Consider the following 19,863-nt stretch of genomic DNA (forward strand, 5'->3'; position numbering starts at 1 on the left):
ATGATTGCACAATTATCCTGGACTATCGTTGGCATGCTGGCGGTAATACTTTTCGGCCTCATTGCCATCGTCGTAAAAATGTACCAGAAGGCCATTCAGGGCGAGGCGCTGGTACGAACCGGTTTCGGCGACGCCAAAGTTTCCTTTTCCGGCATCTTCGTAATACCCATCATCCACAAGCTGGAAGTAATGGACATTACCCTGAAAACCATCGTGATCTCGCGTACGGGTTCGGAAGGGTTGGTTTGTAAAGACAACATGCGCGCCGATATTAAAGTGAACTTCTTTTTGCGCGTAAACAAAACCCCGGAAGACGTCATGCAGGTGGCCCAAGCTATTGGCTGTAAACGTGCTTCAGACCAACACGCGCTGGAAGGTTTGTTCGATGCGAAATTCTCCGAAGCCTTGAAAACGGTTGGTAAGCATTTTGAATTTGTGGACCTGTACCAAAGCCGCGACGAATTTAAACGCCAAATTTTGCAAGCCATCGGCACCGATCTGAACGGCTATGTTTTAGACGACTGCGCAATAGATTATCTGGAGCAAACACCGCTTACCGCGCTAAACGAAAACAACATTCTGGATGCGGAAGGTATCAAGAAGATCATCGACCTCACGGCGCAGCAGAAAGTCCAGGCCAATTTAATTGAGCGCGAAAAGCAGAAAACCATTAAAAAGCAGGACGTTGAAGCGCAGGAAACCATTCTGGAACTGGAGCGCCAACTTGCCGAAAACGAAGAAAAGCAGAAGCGTGAAATTGCCAACATAAAATCGCGCGAAATGGCCGAAATGGAAAAAGTGCGTTACGAAGAACGCCTGAAAGCCGAAAAAGCCCGCATTGCCGCCGACGAAGAAATTAAAGTTGCCGAGCAGAATAAAGAACGTCAGATCCTGGTGGCTGAGAAAAGTAAACTGCGCACCGATGCCGTAGAAACCGAGCGCGTAGAGCAAGCCCGCATGCTGGAAGTAAATGAACGTGAGCGTATTGTGGCCTTGGCCCAGATAGAAAAAGACAAAGCCCTGGAAGAAGAACGCAAGAATATTCAGGCCATTATCCGCGAGCGTGTGGTGGTTGAAAAAGCTACGGTAGAAGAGGAAGAGCGTATCAAAGATACCAAAGCTTTTGCCGAAGCAGAACGTACCAAATCAGTGGCCATTAAAAACGCCGAAAAGGAAGCCGAAGAAGCGCTGGTGAAAGAAATTAAGAGTGCCGAAGCTGCCCGTCAGGCCGCCGAGTTCAGAGCCAAGCAATTGCTCATCGATTCGGAAGCGGAACAAGCTTCTGCGAACAACCGAGCCCAGGCCATAAAAATGATGGCCGAAGCGGAAGCTGCTCAAGCCGCTGCTATCGGTTTATCGGAAGCACGTGTGATGGAAGCCAAAGCCGAAGCACATCAGAAAGAAGGCGAAGCCGAAGCCGTAGTGATTGAAATGCAGGCCGTTGCAACTGCCAAAGCCACCAAAGTAAAAGCCGAAGCGCAAGCCGAAGCCGACGAAAAAGTAGGAATGGTAGCGGCTAAGATTACGAAAGAAAAAGGTATTGCTGAAGCTGTTGTGGTGGAGAATTTAGCTGCTGCTACCGAGAAAAAAGGTCTGGCCGAAGCCCGCGTAATCGGCGAGAAATTTACTGTAGATGCGCAAGGAATTGAGCAGAAAGCCGAAGCTATGAAAAAACTGGACGGCGTTGGCAAAGAGCACGAGGAATTCAAACTGCGTCTGGACAAAGACAAGTCTATTGAACTGGCGCAGATCAACATTCAGAAAGACATTGCCGCCGCGCAGGCCGAAGTTATTTCCGAAGCCCTGAAAGCTGCGAAGATCGATATTGTGGGTGGCGAAACGATGTTCTTCGACCAGATCGTAGGCTCGATTACCAAAGGCAAGCAGGTAGATCGTCTGGTTGGGAATTCCGAGGTTTTAGGGTCTGTAAAAGATACGTTCTTCCACGTAAATGGCAACGGAGAAGTAGATTTCAAAATGAACCTGCAGCGCTTCATCAACCAGTTCGGCATGAACTCCGAAGATGTTCGCAACCTCAGCGTTTCCGCCTTATTGCTGAAGATGATGACCAATGCCGATGATTCTACTAAAGCTGCTTTGAAACAATTAACTTCTACTGCAAACGCGATGGGAATTGCTGATAAAGCGGTACATAGTTTTGGTTTGAATTAGGATAGCGTTTTTGGTAACATGTAAACACCCCTCCGGCTCCCCTCAAGGGGAGAGTATCGACTAATGTAAATAACCACCCCCAACACCTCCTTGAAAAGGAGGGGAGCTGGAAAATGCTAAGTTCTTTTGTTTGCTTTTTTATAGCTGACTGCAGAAAACGGTATGCTTTTTCGCTCAAAAAGTCTGCTAAAAACAGTGAACCAAAAGCTCCCCTCCTTAACAAGGTGGGGTAGGGTGGTTGATTTTCAATTGCTTAAATATTTCTTAAATGTCCACTTTCCGCTATAGTATCTGCGATCCATTCTCTCCGGAAATTATTGAAAAAGGATCAATTGATAAGGCAGGCTTTTTAAAGGTTTTCCATGAATTTCCCTGGGAAGAAATGTTGCACCAAATGGAAGAAGCTGAAAACTCGGTTTCCGGGAAGGATATTCACTATTCGCCTTCTTTGGAAGTTGAGAACAGAAGCAATAAAAATGGACTGTCCATTTCAGTTGTAGATGGGAAAGATGAACCGGAATTTTACATCTTTTATAAACGGCCTGAAATTAGAAAATACCTCTTCGGATTCATTCAGAAAATGGATGAAAACTTTGTGTCGGATAGAACAAGCCAAACCAAAGCAGATGCGCTGGCTGCCATTAATGCGCTGTTTGACAATGATCTTGCCCTACTGAAAAGCCGTTGGGGTTAATTCCTCATTTCCGCTTTTACTTTGACTTTTTACCCTAAATACCCTATCGTTTTTACCTTATGAATACCAACTCAACTGCGGCAGAAACAACAACTTCCAACGTGCAACTGGAAAGCGGAACTTACGAAATTCTGCGGGGACGTTTGCAGGAGAACAGCCGGGAATTGCAGCAGCGCATGGAGCAACTGAACCAGGAACGGAAGCATGTTTTCGGGGCCATTGAAACGGCGCTGTTGGGTACTGAACGGATCACGACGGAAAACAACTGCATTCCCTGGGATATGGTGCCGGTTGGTTCTTCGTTTTTGTTTGGTTACAACGTGGTGATCGGGTTGAAAAGTGAGATCGAATTGGCGGACGTTTTCAGCGTGTATGGGTATGCGGACCGCACGTTTCATCCGAAGGGTTTGGAGCTGATAAACGATACCGTTTTTGCCGAAGATTTTAAGAAGCTTTACAAGTATTACAAAAATACTCAGTTCGTAAAATTCGCCATAACCGGTACCAATTTGTTCATGGTTTTCCGGATCGGGAAGGGGGTGAACGATATTAAAACGTTTAAGTGGGTTATTAACGGCGATTCTATAACTTACCTGGATAACCGCAGCGACCACGAGTTTGTTTACCCCACGCAGCATGATTTTTCCTGGAAACGGCCCACGCGGGAGGCACACCGGAAAGGCAAGTATCCGCACGTTTCCATTGAAGATAAAGTGTTCGTGGAAACCGTTGGCGGCGACCTGACCATTAAAATTGAAGACAATACCGAAAGCGGCCAGGGAATTTATTCCGAAGAAGTAGAAGATAAAGACCAGACCCTGGACGACTCCGAGATTTATTACGCCATTATCGGCAACATTATTATTCTGAAGATCCGGCCGTACCGCGAAAACAAGTACCGCTACATCGTTTACAATTCTAAAATGCACACGGCCCGGCGCATCGATGCGCTGGAAGAATGCTGCATTATGCTGCCCGATAACCAAGGCATTATTTACGCTTACGGCTACTACCTGCAGACCGGCGATTTCAAGCAGTTCGAGAACAACCTTCGGGACATGATCTTTGAAAAACGGATCGCATCTCCGAACGGGGAGGATTTCCTGTACGTGTTCTACAACAAGGAAGCCGGAACCTACCTGCTGCTGTCGTACAACCTGATCAGCCAGAAGATCGAAAATCCGATCGTTTGCCACGGGTACGCCATTTTCGAGAACGGCGAATTATGCTTTTTCCGGGCCGATAACGAACCGAAGAAAAACCACGCCATTCAGGTGTGGCAAACGCCTTACGTGAGTCCGGATTATACCTTGCCGGTTACGCAGGAATCGTATGTGTACAAGATCGGCAACAAAGATATTGTGCGGGCCATGGCCGAAAGTACCGAGCTGCTTACGCTGCTGAACAAAGACGATTCTTACAGCAATTTGTACCTCGACCTGATCAAACGTACCACCGATATTCTGGATGGTTATCACTGGCTTTCGAAGGAGGAAATTTTTAATCTGGCGCAACCGTTGGTCGCGATCCGGCAAACGGCTACGGCGGCGGTAGATGAATTTGAAAAGGTTGTCAGCATCCGAAAGAATACCGAAAAGCAAATAAACCTGGTACTCGACAAAGCGGAAGCGCTGGTGCAAAGCATTAAAATTCAGAAGGCGGCCGAGATCAATACGTTTGTGAAATACCTGGCGGAATTGCGTGCCTTGCGCGGCGAAGTAATTTCGCTGAAAGAATTGCGTTACGCGGACTTGGAAAAAGTGGCAACCTGCGAAAATAAGTTGGCGGAAACCACGCAGGAAGTTTCGAATAATTGCGTGATTTTCCTGCTGAAACAAGACGCGCTGCAGCCTTATGAAGTGAGAGTAAAAAACCTGGAAAACGGTATCGAATTGGCGCAAAAAGTCGTGGAGATCGATGCGACGGAGAAGGAAATAAATGCGGTATCGGCGGAACTGGAAATGTTGATCGAAGTGGTTAGCAACCTGAAGATCGAGGATGCCACTCAAACTACCAGCATTATCGATGCTATTTCAGCCATTTATTCCGGATTTAACCAAACCAAAGCGGCGCTGAAACGGAAGAAAAAAGCGCTGCTGAGCGTAGAAGGAAAAGCCGAATTCAGCGCGCAGCTAAAGCTTATCAGCCAGGGTGTGATCAATTTCCTGGACCTCTGCGATACGCCGCAAAAGTGCGAAGAATACCTGGCCCGTTTAATGGTGCAGCTGGAAGAACTGGAAGGTAAGTTTCCGGATTTCGAAGAATTTGTGGACCAGATCAGCGTGAAGCGGGAGGAAATTTACAACACCTTCGAAACCAAAAAAGTAAGCCTGCAGGAAGCCCGCAACAAACGCGCTAACAGCCTGCAGCAATCCGCCGACCGGATATTGAAAGTGGTGCAAAGTCGGGTAGCCAAACTTACCTCCGTAAACGAGATAAACGGCTATTTTGCATCGGATCTGATGATCGAAAAGGTGCGGAACATTACCGAAGAATTGCTGCAGTTGGGCGATCCGGTAAAAGCCGATACCATTCAGAGCCGCCTGAAAACGGTGCGGGAAGATGCAGTTCGGCAGTTGAAAGACCGGCAGGAATTATTCGTGAACGGCACCGATATTTTAAAGCTGGGCGACCATCATTTTACCGTAAACACGCAGCCGCTGGCGCTCAGCATTGTGAACAAGGAAGGCGAAATGTTCTTCCACCTCACCGGCACCAACTTCTTCGAAAAAATTACAGACCAGGAATTCTTAAGTTACCGTGAAGTTTGGGAACAGACTTTTGTGTCGGAAAATGATACCGTTTACCGCGGCGAATATCTGGCTTATAAAGTGCTGGAAGCAGCCAAAGCGAAGCTGGAAAAAAACGTTGCCGCCACCGACGATTTTTTGGATTTAACCATCGAAGAGCTGTACCGCTTGAGCTTGGCGGAGCTGACGGATTACGTGCAAAAGTTCATGGCAACGCGCTTCAACGAAGGTTACGTGAAAGGCGTGCACGACCATGACGCTGCACTTATTTTACAAGCTATGGTGCGCTTAACCAAAACCGCCGATCTGTTGCGTTTCGATGCAAATGCCCGGGCTTGTGCCGCTTTGTACTGGCAAGCCTTCGCGCCGGCAAACCGCAAAAATGATCTTAACCACCAGCTAAAAGGCGTAGGCGCAATTCTACAGGTTTTCCCGAACACGCACCAGTTCGATGCCATTAAAACGGACCTGGAAGAGGAACTGAAAACCTTCATTTCCGAAACCAGTTTATGCGAAGGTGTGGACACCACGGATGCTGCGGCTTACTTGTTTTATGAACTCACCCGCGGCGATCATTTCGTCATCGATCTGGAGGCTGCCACACTTTACAATGCTTTCCTGGATTTCCTGAGAAACAATAAAGTGCAGGCAACTTACGAGGCTTCGGTGAAAGCGCTGGAGCAAAATCCGGCTTTGCAGTTTGCGCTGGTTCAGAATTGGGTGAAGGCTTTTGCGGGGCAATCGGAGCAGGCAGATAAAGGCGATTATGTGGCCGAAGCGGCGGTGCTTTTATTCACGCATGCCTACCAGCCGGACCGGGTAATTTCGGTTTCGTTGCGGGAAAAACTTTCCGGCTTCCGGGGTTCGCATTCTTTAATTGAGGAGCAAAATTATCAGTTGCATTTCAATTCGTATATGAACCGGCTGCGGCATTACGAAGCTACGGTTGTGCCGGCTTTTAACCGTTTTTCGGAGCTGAAAAAGCAACTGACGCACCAGTTTGAAGAAGAGCTGCGCCTGAACGAATTCAAGCCGCGGGTACTGTCTTCTTTCGTAAGGAATAAATTGCTGGATCAGGTTTATTTGCCGTTGATCGGAGCGAACTTAGCCAAACAGATCGGCACGGCCGGCGAAAATAAACGCACCGACCTGATGGGAATGTTGCTCCTTATTTCGCCGCCAGGCTACGGTAAAACCACCATTATGGAATACCTGGCAAACCGTTTGGGCATTATTTTTATGAAGATCAACGGTCCTGCGTTGGGGCACCAGGTTACGGCTTTAGACCCAGCCGAAGCGCCGAATGCAGCCGCCCGCGAAGAGCTGGAAAAACTAAACCTGGCCTTCGAAATGGGCGACAACGTGATGATCTACCTGGATGATATTCAGCACTGTAACCCGGAGTTTTTGCAGAAATTCATTTCGCTTTGCGATGCTCAGAGGAAGATAGAAGGCGTTTACAAAGGCAAAAGTAAAACCTACGATTTCCGGGGTAAAAAAGTGTGCGTGGTGATGGCCGGAAACCCCTATACTGAAACCGGCGAAAAATTCCGCATCCCGGATATGCTGGCCAACCGCGCCGATATTTACAATCTCGGCGACATCATAGGTAATACGGAAGCAGCCTTCAAATTAAGTTACCTGGAAAATGCGCTGACCTCGAACAAAGTGCTGGCAAACCTGGCTTCTAAAAGTCAGCAGGATGTTTATGCGCTGGTTAAACTCACGGAAAGCGGAAGCCAGGAAGGTATTTCATTTGAAGGCAATCATTCGCCGGAAGAACTGAACGAATACACTTCGGTGCTGAAGAAATTGCTGCGCATCCGGGACATTATTTTGCGGGTAAATCTGGAATATATCCGTTCTGCGGCGCAGGCCGAAGAATACCGTACTGAACCGCCGTTCAAGTTACAAGGCTCTTACCGTAACATGAACAAGCTCACCGAAAAAGTAATGCCGATCATGAACGACGAAGAACTGCAAACCTTGATCTTGTCGCATTACGAAGGGGAGGCTCAAACATTAACGTCCGGCGCCGAAGCGAATATGCTGAAATTCAGAGAGCTAAACGGTATGCTTTCGGAGGTAGAAAGTCAGCGTTGGGATGCTATTAAGGCTACTTACGTAAAGAATCTGAAACGCAAAGGCTTTGGGGAGAATAACCAGGTAGGGCAGGTGCTGGAGCAGATGGAGCAAATTTCTGGTGGGTTGATGGGGATTAAGGATGTGTTGGGGCGGTTTAGCCAGCAGTAATTTTTGCGTCAAGGTTTAGAAATTGAAAGCCTGCAACAGCTCTGTTGCAGGCTTTTTTTAATCCTGTTTCAACAATTATATGTTCAGATTTTCGCTGTAATTTTTGATTTTGCCTAACTTGGTTTTTTCGTTGGAAAAGTTGAACCAAGAATTTTTTTTTCAGCGGATAACTACGTAGTGTATTCCTGCCGACTGTCGCCAATCAGCTTATTGCTTTCGAAATAATTTATTAATTTGGAGTTCGTTAAAGGAGCATGAAAAACGTAATTGGAGGCATGAAACAAAGCTGGTTAAAACTGTTTTTGCTGAGTTTAATTTTCCTTTCCGGAAGTCTTTTTGTCCGGGCGCAGGAGGTGAAGGTTATAAAATTTGCCGAATTGCAGGCTTTGCGAAACAATCCTTCGGATACTTTATTTGTGATGAATTTCTGGGCTACCTGGTGCAAGCCCTGTGTGAAAGAGTTGCCTTATTTTGAAGCTATCAATACAAAATATAAAGGCCAGCCGGTAAAAGTAATGCTGGTAAGCATGGATTCTAAAAAGGACTTGCAGACCAAAGTGCTGCCATTTGTAAAAAAGCGAAACCTGAGATCGGACCTGTACCTGCTCGACGAACCCGATGCCAATTCCTGGATCGATAAACTGGAACTGAAATGGTCGGGGGCGATTCCGGCAACTATTTTTTTCAATAACCAAAAGCAGCTTTACCGGTTTGAAGAAAAGGAATTTCATGAAGCCGAACTCTACGGCCTGGTCGATGAATTGAATGCTAAAAAATAAATGAACCTATGAAAAGATCACTTTCTTTAATTTATGTAGCCTGTCTGGCCGTAATTGGTTTGCTGGTTGCTGCCCGTCCTGCCGAAAACGAAGGCTACAGAGTGGGCGACACCGCCATTGATTTTAAGCTGAAAAACGTGGACGGCAAAATGGTATCGCTGGTGGATAATAAAAAAGCGAAGGGCTTTATTGTTACGTTCACCTGCAATACTTGTCCGTATTCGGTGGCTTATGAAGACCGCATTATTGCGCTGCAGAGAAAGTATGAACCGCAGGGGTACCCGGTAGTGGCCATCAACCCGAACGATGTAACCGTTTCTCCGAAAGACTCTTTTAAGGATATGCAGAAGCGGGCTAAAGAAAAGAAATTCAACTTTGCTTACCTGCAGGACGAAACCCAGGAAATTACCAAAGCTTACGGCGCTACCCGCACCCCGCATATGTACGTGCTGCAAAAACAACCCGATAATTCTTTGAAAGTAATGTACATCGGCGCCATAGATGATAATTCGCGGGAACCGGAGAACGTGCAGAAAAAGTACCTTGAAAATGCTCTGGATGAACTGATTGCCGGTAAGGAAATTTCGCAATCGGCAACCAAAGCCATTGGCTGCACCATTAAGTGGAAACAGAGTTAAGTTTTTCAAGTTATGCTAAAAAAGGGAAGCTCGTAAGCAAGCTTCCCTTTTTTATTTAAAAATGCTACCGTTTTCGGAAGTTGAGTGGGTAATACCGTTCACAAAACGAGTATTAGAAGCTGGTAGATAAGTTCTTTAACAATTGCCGCGGAAAAGGCTATCCGGATGCCATTACCAAAGAAGTCTGGCGGCAGGTAGAATCGTTTGCTGGTTATTCGTTTTCTAAAACGCATTCTTCCTCTTTTGCCGTGGAAAGCTACCAGAGTTTGTACCTGAAAGTGCATTTCCCGCTGGAATTTATGGTGGCCGTGATCAACAATTTCGGAGGCTTTTACCGTACTTGGGTATATGTAAACGAAGCCAGGAATGCCGCTTTAATACATAGCCCTATATCGTGCCACCTGAGTTGCTGAAAATTTATACCTGATGGGAATGACTTGAATTTATCTTCGCGTTTTGCAGTAAGGAAAACCAAAAGCTTAAAATCCGCACCTTTTTCGGCTAGTATTTTTGCATAAGAATCTAATTGTTCAATTCCCTCTGTTGATGCTATCTTGCTTTCAATAATCACGTGAGAGTGACCCAAATTAATCTCCAGGTCAGTTCGCCTTTTCTGGGCAGCATAAATACTTTGAGTTTCAACGGTAGCTGAACCTATATTTTTATTCACAAGCTTCAACAGATTCAAAAACCGCTCTCTGAAAACTTTATCCGAATCCAGGCAGAAGGCAAATATCTCAGTAAGATAGTCTTCTAAGGGCCTGTTACTTGCCTTTAGGTGAAGATTAAAAAGCTTATTAAAGATTGGTTTCTTTACTTTCTAAGTTATTCGCTTACTTCTCCAAAGCCGCCAAAACCGTTCTAAAACTCTCCAATCCAGCTCCCAGATTTTCGATAATGTCCTCTGCCAAAACATCCGGATCGGGGAGGTTATCCAAATCAGCGAGGGACTGGGCTTTGAGCCAGGTGATGTCGAGGCTGGTTTTGTCGCGGGCTATCTGTTCCGGATTCTGATTCATGCGTGGGAATTAGTAAGGCTTAAATATAGGGAATTCCTGATTAATTCCGTAACAATACAGTGGAGCAAGCTTTTTGACGGGTTTATTTCGTTTGCGCAAAAAGTAGTTTCATAACCATGAAACTGATTCAAATCGCCTGTTTTTTCCCATTAATAACTTCACTTTAAATATGTGATTCACCTTAAAAAAGCTGTTCCGCAATTTTCCGTACAGAGTCCGATTTTCCCATGGAGTAAAAATGCAGGCAAGGCACGCCCGCCAACATCAGTTCTTTACTTTGTTGCACCGCCCAGTTTATACCTAATTCTGCAGCTGCTTTATTGTCTTTACAGGCTTCCAAGGCACTGGCCAACTCGTCCGGAATTTCCAGATGAAACAGGCTGGGAAGTAAGGTTAGTTGCGATTTGGTCGTGATAGGTTTTAAGCCTGGTAAAATTGGCACATCAATCCCGATTTCGCGGCAATTCGCTACAAAATCGAAGTACTTCTTATTATCGAAGAACATTTGTGTTACAATGTATTTGGCACCCAGATCTACTTTCTTTTTAAGCCAGCGCAGATCCGCTCTGGCATTGGGCGCTTCGAAATGCTTTTCCGGATAACCAGCTACTCCCACACAGAAATCGGTATTGCAGCAATCTATCTGTTCTTCATCTAAATACCGGCCCTTGTTCATATCGTCAATCTGTTTCACCAGATCGCTGGCGTAATGATGACCGTCCGGTTCCGGTACAAACCGCGATTCGCTTTTCACACAATCGCCGCGCAACGCCAGTACATTATCGATGCCCAGGAAATGCATATCGATCAGCGCATTTTCTGTTTCTTCCTTAGAAAAACCGCCGCAAATCAAATGGGGCACGGTATCTACTTTGTAATGGTTCTGAATGGCCGCACAAATACCCACCGTTCCCGGGCGTTTCCGCGTGGAACGTTTCTCCAGCAAGCCGTTTTCGCGCTGCTTATAAACATATTCTTCGCGGTGGTAAGTTACGTCAATAAACGGCGGCTTGAATTCCATCAAAGGATCGATGTGATCGAAAAGCCCTTTAAGCGTCTGGCCTTTTAATGGCGGCAGGATCTCGAAGGAGAAAAGTGTGTCTTTGGCATTCTTAAAATGCTCGGTAACTTTCATTTATTTTCGTCTGTCGTTTTTTCGTTGTTCGTTATTCGATATTTAGCCCGGAGTTTTTGAGGTGTTTGGATAGGGTTTTTTCCTTATGCTTTCACTTTATTTGGTCATCTCGACGTCAGGAGAGATCTCATCTAGTTAGCAGAAGCCTTTATCTAGCTTTTCTACTTTATTCGGAAGATCTCTCCTGACGTCGAGATGACCAAATAACTTTCGTAGCGTAGGGTTTAAACCCTACGCTACGAAAGTTATAGAAAACACTTTTTACGATCCAAACCCTACCGTTTTACACCAGTATTTTCGCTGGTTTCGGGTCATAATTCAGGTTCGGCGATAACCAGCGTTCCAGTTCTTTCTTAGGCATGTTTTTGCGTTCGGCAATGTCGGCCACCTGATCTTCGCCAATTTTCCCCAAACCAAAATACCGGCTTTGCGGATGCGCGAAATACAAACCGCTCACCGATGCCGCCGGATACATTGCCAGGTTTTCGGTTAGCTTGATTCCGGTTTCTTCTTCCACATTTAGCAGGTTAAACAAAGTCATTTTCTCGGTATGATCCGGGCAGCCCGGGTAACCCGGCGCCGGCCGAATGCCCTGATATTTCTCCTTGATCAGTTCTTCGTTTTCCAGCTTTTCTTCCGGCGCGTAACCCCACAATTCTTTCCGTACTTTTTCGTGCAGGTGTTCGGCGAAAGCTTCAGCTAAACGGTCGGCCAAGGCCTTCAACATGATGGCGCGGTAATCGTCGTGGGCGGCTTCGTATTCGGCCAGAAGTTTTTCGATGCCAAATCCTACGCTTACCGCAAACCCGCCCACGTAATCCGTCAGGCCGGATTCTTCCGGGGCAATGAAATCGGAGAACGCTAAATTTGGAACGTTCGCGCCTTTTTTACCTTGCTGGCGCAGCGTGTGGAACCGGGTTAGTTCTTCGGTTTTAGCTTCGTCCTGATACACTACAATCGTATCGTCGGCTTGGGTATTGGCGGGGAAGAAACCAACTACCGCGCGGGCTTCCAGCAAATTGTTGGCTACAATTTCCTGCAGCATCTCCTGCGCATCGTTATAAAGTTTAGTGGCTTCGGTGCCGTATTCCGGGTCGGTTAAGATCTTCGGGAACTGGCGTTTTAATTCCCAGGCGTGGAAGAACGGTGTCCAGTCGATGTATGGCACCAGCTCGGCCAGCGGGTAATTCCGGAAAGTTTTGGTGCCTAACAGGTTTGGTTTCTGAATGTCTTCCGCTTTCCATTCAATCGGGAATTTATTAGCGCGGGCTTTTTCAATGCTTACATACTGACGGTCCTTTGTGCGGCTTAAATGTTCTTCGCGTAGCTCTGCATATTCGGCTTTAATTTCCTGAATGTAAGTTTCGCGGTTGCTGCCCAATAAGTTACTTACTACAGTTACGCTGCGCGAAGCATCGTGCACATGCACTACCGGTCCGCTGTACTGCGGCGCAATTTTCACGGCGGTATGTACGCGGGAAGTAGTAGCGCCGCCAATTAAAAGCGGAATATTCATACCACGGCGTTCCATTTCCTGAGCCACGTAAACCATTTCGTCCAACGAAGGCGTGATCAATCCGCTCAAACCTAAAACATCTACTTTTTGCGCTTCGGCTTCGGCCAGGATTTTATCCAGCGAAACCATTACGCCCAGGTCGATCACTTCGTAATTATTACAGGCCAAAACTACGCCTACAATGTTTTTGCCGATGTCGTGTACGTCGCCTTTAACCGTTGCCATTAAGATCTTTCCAGCAGCATTTCTACCGCTACCGGCTTTTTCTTTTTCCATGAACGGCAACAAATAGGCCACCGATTTTTTCATTACGCGCGCACTTTTTACTACCTGCGGCAGGAACATTTTACCAGCGCCAAACAAGTCGCCAACCACCTGCATACCGGCCATTAACGGACCTTCAATTACGTCCAGGGTTTTGGTGGCTTTCTGACGGGCTTCTTCGGTATCTTCGTCGATAAATTCTACAATTCCTTTTGCCAAAGCGTACTTTAAGCGTTCTTCTACCGGAGCCTGGCGCCAGGCATCGTCTTCTTTCTCGGCCGCTTTTCCTTTGCCTTTAATGGTTTCCGCGAAGGTTACCAATTTTTCGGTGGCATCAGGGTGGCGGTTGAAAATTACGTCTTCGATCAGGTCTCTTAGTTGCGGTTCAATCTCGTCGTAAGTGCCCAGCATACCGGCGTTCACGATGCCCATATCCATACCTGCTTTCACGGCGTGGTACAGGAAAATGGTGTGCATGGCTTCACGCACCGCATAGTTGCCTCGGAAAGAGAACGACAGGTTACTTACGCCGCCGCTCACCAAGGCATGCGGCAGGTTTTCTTTGATCCAGGTAATAACTTTCAGGAAATCGACGGCGTAGTTGTTATGTTCTTCAATGCCGGTGGCAATGGCCAGAATATTCGGGTCGAAAATGATGTCTTGCGGCGGGAAACCAACTTCATCTACCAGAATGCGGTAGCTGCGTTCGCAAATCTCTTTTCTGCGCTCCAGCGTATCGGCCTGACCTGTTTCATCAAAAGCCATAACCACCACGGCGGCGCCGTACTGACGCACTTTGCGGGCAACTTTTTTGAAACTTTCTTCGCCTTCTTTTAAGCTGATGGAGTTTACAATGGATTTGCCCTGCACGCATTTCAAACCGGCTTCTATCACGCTCCATTTCGAAGAATCGATCATGATCGGGCGTTTGGAAATATCGGGCTCGGAAGCGATGAGGTGCAGGAAATTGGTCATGGCCGCTTCGGAATTCAGCATGCCTTCGTCCATGTTCACGTCGATGATCTGCGCGCCGGCTTCCACTTGCTGACGGGCTACCGAAAGCGCTTCTTCAAACTGTTCGTTTAAAATCAGCTTTGCGAATTTCTTGGAGCCGGTTACGTTGGTGCGTTCGCCTACGTTCACGAATAAACTTTCCGGGAAAATAGTAAGTGGCTCCAAACCAGAGAAGCGTGGTAACGGCGCAATTTCAGGCAGTTTACGCGGCGGGTATTTATCAACCAATTCGGCCAGGCGTTTTACGTGCACCGGCGTAGTGCCGCAACAACCGCCCACTACGTTTACCAGGCCTTCCTTCAGGTATTCTTCCACAATTTCGGCCATCTGTTCCGCCGATTCGTCGTAGCCGCCGAAAGCGTTTGGTAAGCCGGCATTCGGATAAGCGCTGATGTAGGAAACGGAAATGCGGGATAATTCCTGGATGTGGGTTTTTAACTGACGGGCACCCAAAGCACAGTTAAAGCCAACGCTCAACACTGGTGCGTGCGAAATGGAATTCCAGAAAGCTTCTACGGTTTGTCCGGAAAGAGTACGGCCGCTGGCATCGGTAATGGTACCGGAAATCATGAGCGGAAGTTCCTTACCACCATCGTTTACAAATTGCTGAATGGCAAACAAAGCAGCCTTGCAGTTCAGGGTATCGAAAACGGTTTCAACCAGAAGCAGATCGCAGCCGCCTTCGGTTAAGCCTTTTACTTGTTCGTAATAAGCGGTAACTAATTCGTCGAAAGAAATGGCGCGGTAGCCCGGGCGGTTTACATCCGGGGAAAGGGAAGCGGTGCGGTTGGTCGGGCCAATGGCACCGGCTACGAAGCGCGGTTTGTTCGGAGTTTTTGCTTCGATTTCAATAGCGATTTCCTTAGCAATGCGGGCAGATTCGTAGTTCAGCTCATACACCAAGCTTTCCAGCGCGTAATCGGCCATGGCAATGGTGGTACCGCTGAAGGTATTGGTTTCAATGATATCGGCTCCGGCTTCTAAATATTCGCGGTGGATGTTCTGGATAATATCCGGGCGGGTGAGGGAAAGTAGATCGTTATTTCCCTTTAAATCTTTTGGATGAGCCTTGAAACGTTCGCCCCGGAAATCTGCTTCCGTAAGCTTGTAACGCTGGATCATGGTACCCATTGCGCCATCGAGCACAAGTACGCGTTCTTGCAGTAATTTATAGATTGGGTGATTTTTCATTGGTTTCTTTCTTCAGGCATAAAACAAAACCTATCAAGAAAGACAACCGCTATGGAGAGGCTGCAATCCTTATCTTCCCTTACCAGGTGTGGCAAGGAGGGAGGTAGCACCAAGTCGGAACAAGGTTGCTAAGACGTCATCGGGCCCAATCCCTCGGTCTTTCTTGATAAGTAGGGCAAATATAATTCTGAATCTTACAATTATCCAAATTTATTTTTCAAGTCTACTTTTTCGCCATGAAACGATAGCGTTTTATAACCCGATTTGCTGGAAGTTTTCCTCAGGAATTGTTTCGCCGGAAATTTTATCGAACCCGCTTTCCAAAGTAGTTCCAATCCGGCAGGAAAATTAAAACGGTATGGTTTGGGGCAGAAAAAGTATTTACCGATACCTTATTAATAGGTTTGCAAATGTTTGTTTATTAATAAGTTAAAAAAATATTTTTTAAAAATAATTTGGAAGTTCCGGAAATGTGCGCTTACCTTTGTCGCAGTAAAATTCTTATCCAGAAAGGTGGAGGGACAGGCCCTAAGATACCTTGGCAACCTAACTCTTGAGTAAAGGTGCTAACTCCTGCTCCGCAGCAATGCGGGGGAAGATAAGCAAGATCGAGCAAGTTGTTGTATTTAAAAAATACAAGCTCTTCTGTCTTATCAGAAGAGCTTTTTTTATGCCTTTCCGGTAAGCTTTCTGGATAAGTGGTTTTAAAAAATTATACCGTTCAACCATAAAAATTCAGAAAGAAATGAAAACCACAACTACCCTTTTACACAGCATTCCAGCCGATCCGTTAACCGGCGCCATCTCCGTTCCGATCTACCAGACTTCCACTTTCGTGCAGGAAGCACCCGGCGTAAACCAGGGCTTCGATTATGCTCGTAGCAACAATCCAACCCGCAAAGTGCTGGAAGATTTAGTGGCGGTTCTGGAAGACGGTAGTAACGCATACGCTTTCGCAAGTGGTTTAGCTGCCATCGATGCCGTAGTAAAGGTGCTCGAAGCCGGCGACGAAATTCTGGCCGTAGATGATATTTACGGCGGCGCTTTTCGGCAATTCACGCACATTTTCCAGAAATTCGGGATAAAAGTAACCTACGCCGATACCACTAAAGTTGAAAACGTTGTCGATGCGATCACGCCGAAAACCAGGCTGATCTGGCTCGAAAGTCCGACTAACCCAACGCTGAAAATTTCCGACATCCGTGAGATCGCCAAAATTGCCGAAGCCAATAATTGTTTGCTTTGCGTGGATAATACGTTTGCTTCGCCGGTAGGCCAGAACCCGATCAATTTAGGAGCAGATCTGGTGGTGCACAGCGCTACGAAATACCTGGGTGGCCACTCCGATCTGATCGCCGGAATTGTAGTTACCAAGACCCCGGAGTTAGGCGAAAAAATCAAATTCATTCAAAATGCGTGCGGCACTATTTTAAGCCCTTTCGATAGCTGGCTGACCATTCGGGGCATCGAAACCTTGCCACTGCGTTTCGAGCGTCACAGTAAATCTGCACAGCAAATTGCTGCGTTTCTGACAAACTGCGAACTAATCCGAAACGTGTATTATCCGGGTTTGATCGACCATGGAAATTACGAAATTGCAGTAAAGCAGCAGCGGCTTTTTGGTGGCGTAATTGCCTTCGATCTGAAAGTTGATTCGGCAGAATTAGCAACGGAAATCGTTTGTTCCACCAAGCTTTTTAAACTGGCAGAAAGTCTGGGAGGGGCGAAAAGTTTGCTGTGCCACCCGGCTACCATGACGCATAAATCCATTCCCAGAGAAAAGCGCTACAATACCGGCGTAACCGATAGTTTGATTCGTTTATCAGTTGGTTTGGAAGATGCCGAAGACCTGATCGAAGATTTGAAAACTGTTTTTAAAACGGTAGGGGAAAAGACGAAAAAACTCACACAAACATCCACTCAAAACTAAGTTAACCATGGCAAGAAAGAATTTAACGATCGGCCTTTTTGGCTTTGGCTGCGTGGGTTTTGGTTTGTATGAAGTGCTGCACAAAACGCCGGGGCTGAAAACCACCATCAAAAATATCTGCGTAAAGCATCCGGAAAAAGCCCGGCCAATTGCGGCCGCAAACTTTACTTTCGATAAAAACACTATCCTTTCGGACCCGGAAATTAATGTGGTGGTAGAACTGATAGACGATTCGGAGGTGGCTTTTGAAATTGTTTCCGAAGCTTTGAAAAACGGTAAAGCAGTGGTTTCGGCCAACAAAAAAATGATCGCGGAACACTTTCAGGAATTGCTGGATTTGCAGCGCGAATACCAGGTGCCTTTGCTGTACGAAGCGGCCTGCTGCGCTAGTATTCCCATCATCCGGAACCTGGAAGAATATTACGACACGGATCTTTTGCAAAGTATTGAAGGTATTGTAAATGGTTCTACCAATTACATTCTGACCAAAACGTTTGCGGAAAACCTGAGTTATGAAACAGCTTTGCGCGAAGCCCAGGAAAACGGTTACGCGGAATCTGATCCGAGTTTAGATACGCAGGGAATTGATGCGAAGTACAAACTGCTTTTGCTGCTGGCGCACGCCTTCGGGCAAATTGTAAAGCCGCAGGATATCTTCAACTTCGGAATAAACAAACTCAGAGACCTCGACCTGCAATTCGCTAAGGAAAAAGGCCTGAAGATCAAGTTGGTGGCGCAGGCTTTCAAAAACGAAAACCAAAGCATTAGCTGTTTTGTATTGCCCAAATTCGTAAAACCCGGCGACAAACTTTTTGACATAGATGATGTATTTAACGGCATAATTACCCAGAACAATTTCTCCGATACGCAATTTTTTGTAGGCAAAGGTGCTGGCGCATTTCCAACGGCTTCCGCTGTTCTATCCGATCTTTCAGCCTTGACTTACGATTACAGATACGAGTATAAAAAGCTGAATCAGGCAGAAATCTTAACGATCAATAATGAGCTGGTACTAAAGGTTTTTCTGAGCAGCCGGGAAACCAAAACGCAGGTGCTTTTCACGTATTTTCATAAAGTAGAAGAATCGTATCGGAGCCAGGAAACCGGCTATCTTGTTGGATATATTAGTCTGAAGAAACTACAGCAACTTATTCAATTGGTTCCAGATGCCTCCGTTATTTTAATAGAAGCAAAGCCTGGTTTGAAAGATCAGAATCTGGTAACTAAAGTTGAGCTAGAACCAGTTTATGTATCTGATTCCTTAATCGTTTGATAAGAATATATGTTCTTTTTTAACTTTTGTAAGTGAGTTTGATAATTACTTATATGCTCAAAAAAGCCTTCCATACTAAAATGGAAGGCTTTTTTGATGGCTAAGCAAATGCTATTACTGAATTTGAATAAACAGCAATAATTGAAATATATGAAGCAGCATTTCAATAATCTTTCTATTAATATCAGTGCGTCATATTCAACACTAAGTCAATAGTATCTATTCTATTTCTACATCTGGTAAAGTGCAATTGTAGAACTTTAGAGGTTCAGTTTTATTCTTGAGAAATAAATCAATCATATATTGCTTAGAAAGTTCAAACCATTTGGTGATAAGATAAACCTTCGCACATTGGTGAAATTTTTTTTTGTTTTTTTTTTCATGGTAAAAAAAGGCTTTAATTTATTTCTGAAGCAGTTTTTAATATTGATTTACTGCCTTCTTAATATATCACATCATAAAAAAAGCTGCAACACCTTCTAATAGGCACCCTTCTTGCATAAAGTGTATATGTAGGACATAAAGCTGATAATTTGATAACAATTTTACTAAAACCTGTTGCCTGTAAATGCTGATTAAATCTGCATTTATTACAAAATCAATTATTTACATTTTAATTTTTTCAATTATGTTCAGGTCATTAGTAATTTTAGCAATTTCAGCCGTTTTGATGTTAAGTGGTACTGCTTGTTCTTCAACCATGAGAACAGCCGAAGGTCATAAATATAAGCCATTAACAAAATTTAATTTCCGGTTCAATAATAACCAGGTAAGTTCTGCCTCGGTGTATAAACGTTATGTGGCGTATAATAAGCGTCAGGCGGCAAAGGGCAAAGTAAAACCGCAACAAATGGTTGCCAAAAAGAACGCTAAACCACAATCAACTACAGCTAAAAAAGGTTTGCTGGCGGTTCAATAATATAATTCCAATTAATTTAATACCGGATCTGATTTTAGATAGTTTCAGGCAATTGGCTTGAATCTGCTCTTCTATTCGGAGACAAAAATCTGGTGCTGGTGGTAGGGTTGAAGAAGGACTTTAGTATTAATAAAAACGCTATCTTTTTTGCATTAAAACTAACAGATAGCTCTTAAAACACAAAAAACGTACCGGCAAAGCCCGTACGCTTTTTGTGTAATTGATTTAATATTAAGGTTAAACGCAAAAATGAAGAAAATGGTTTTTTATGCTGATTCTTATAGCGTTTTTTACCAAAAGGGTTAACAACTTCTTC

12 protein-coding genes, 1 pseudogene and 2 riboswitches are annotated in these 19,863 nt (G+C 45.5%); of the genes and pseudogenes, 9 read left to right on the forward strand and 4 right to left on the reverse strand.

Annotation, left to right across the window (positions count from 1 at the left end; all coding sequences use genetic code 11):
- The 6 genes and pseudogenes from ACFPIB_RS05060 to ACFPIB_RS05085 all read left to right on the forward strand — a co-directional run.
- A complete protein-coding gene (locus ACFPIB_RS05060; protein ID WP_378016344.1) occupies window positions 1-2,172 on the forward strand; it encodes a flotillin family protein in 2,172 nt (723 codons plus the stop codon).
- 268 nt (window positions 2,173-2,440) lie between these two features.
- Window positions 2,441-2,866: a hypothetical protein gene (locus ACFPIB_RS05065; RefSeq protein ID WP_378016345.1), complete on the forward strand. Its 426-nt coding sequence runs from the start codon at window positions 2,441-2,443 to the stop codon at window positions 2,864-2,866.
- A gap of 59 nt (window positions 2,867-2,925) precedes the next feature.
- Window positions 2,926-7,869, forward strand: coding sequence for a DNA repair ATPase (locus tag ACFPIB_RS05070; RefSeq protein WP_378016346.1), 4,944 nt, complete (start codon window positions 2,926-2,928; stop codon window positions 7,867-7,869).
- A 254-nt stretch (window positions 7,870-8,123) separates the two neighbouring features.
- Window positions 8,124-8,648 (forward strand): TlpA family protein disulfide reductase, encoded by a 525-nt coding sequence (locus ACFPIB_RS05075; RefSeq protein WP_378016347.1) that lies wholly within the window; start codon window positions 8,124-8,126, stop codon window positions 8,646-8,648.
- A gap of 8 nt (window positions 8,649-8,656) precedes the next feature.
- On the forward strand, window positions 8,657-9,286 hold the full coding sequence (locus ACFPIB_RS05080) for a thioredoxin family protein (protein ID WP_378016348.1): 630 nt from the start codon (window positions 8,657-8,659) through the stop codon (window positions 9,284-9,286).
- A 116-nt stretch (window positions 9,287-9,402) separates the two neighbouring features.
- Window positions 9,403-9,675, forward strand: a pseudogene (locus ACFPIB_RS05085) (hypothetical protein); the annotation flags it as partial.
- Here ACFPIB_RS05085 and ACFPIB_RS05090 read toward each other — a convergent pair.
- From ACFPIB_RS05090 to metH, 4 genes are all read right to left on the reverse strand, one after another.
- Entirely contained in the window at window positions 9,618-10,091 is a 474-nt protein-coding gene (locus ACFPIB_RS05090; RefSeq protein ID WP_378016396.1) for a PD-(D/E)XK nuclease family protein, read from the reverse strand. The pseudogene ACFPIB_RS05085 and the gene ACFPIB_RS05090 overlap by 58 nt on opposite strands.
- Before the next feature lie 28 nt (window positions 10,092-10,119).
- Complete coding sequence (locus ACFPIB_RS05095) at window positions 10,120-10,305, reverse strand: type I restriction endonuclease subunit M (protein WP_378016349.1); 186 nt, start codon at window positions 10,303-10,305, stop codon at window positions 10,120-10,122.
- Between the two features lie 181 nt (window positions 10,306-10,486).
- On the reverse strand, window positions 10,487-11,440 hold the full coding sequence (metF, locus tag ACFPIB_RS05100) for a methylenetetrahydrofolate reductase [NAD(P)H] (RefSeq protein WP_378016350.1): 954 nt from the start codon (window positions 11,438-11,440) through the stop codon (window positions 10,487-10,489).
- A 283-nt stretch (window positions 11,441-11,723) separates the two neighbouring features.
- Window positions 11,724-15,425: a methionine synthase gene (metH, locus tag ACFPIB_RS05105; protein ID WP_378016351.1), complete on the reverse strand. Its 3,702-nt coding sequence runs from the start codon at window positions 15,423-15,425 to the stop codon at window positions 11,724-11,726.
- Window positions 15,426-15,491: 66 nt separating this feature from the next.
- Window positions 15,492-15,598, reverse strand: a riboswitch (SAM riboswitch).
- Between the two features lie 325 nt (window positions 15,599-15,923).
- Window positions 15,924-16,030: riboswitch (SAM riboswitch) on the forward strand.
- Window positions 16,031-16,170: 140 nt separating this feature from the next.
- Between metH and ACFPIB_RS05110 the strand changes: the two genes are divergently transcribed.
- The 3 genes from ACFPIB_RS05110 to ACFPIB_RS05120 all read left to right on the forward strand — a co-directional run bounded on the left by ACFPIB_RS05110 (window position 16,171) and on the right by ACFPIB_RS05120 (window position 19,547).
- Window positions 16,171-17,355, forward strand: a complete 1,185-nt coding sequence (locus ACFPIB_RS05110) for a trans-sulfuration enzyme family protein (protein ID WP_378016352.1) — start codon at window positions 16,171-16,173, stop codon at window positions 17,353-17,355.
- 7 nt (window positions 17,356-17,362) lie between these two features.
- Window positions 17,363-18,628 (forward strand): homoserine dehydrogenase, encoded by a 1,266-nt coding sequence (locus ACFPIB_RS05115; RefSeq protein ID WP_378016353.1) that lies wholly within the window; start codon window positions 17,363-17,365, stop codon window positions 18,626-18,628.
- A gap of 568 nt (window positions 18,629-19,196) precedes the next feature.
- Window positions 19,197-19,547, forward strand: coding sequence for a hypothetical protein (locus ACFPIB_RS05120; RefSeq protein ID WP_378016354.1), 351 nt, complete (start codon window positions 19,197-19,199; stop codon window positions 19,545-19,547).
- Window positions 19,548-19,863: the final 316 nt, after the last annotated feature.

It is taken from the genome of Adhaeribacter terreus, from assembly GCF_042657365.1.
GTDB classification, from domain to species: domain Bacteria; phylum Bacteroidota; class Bacteroidia; order Cytophagales; family Hymenobacteraceae; genus Adhaeribacter_A; species Adhaeribacter_A terreus.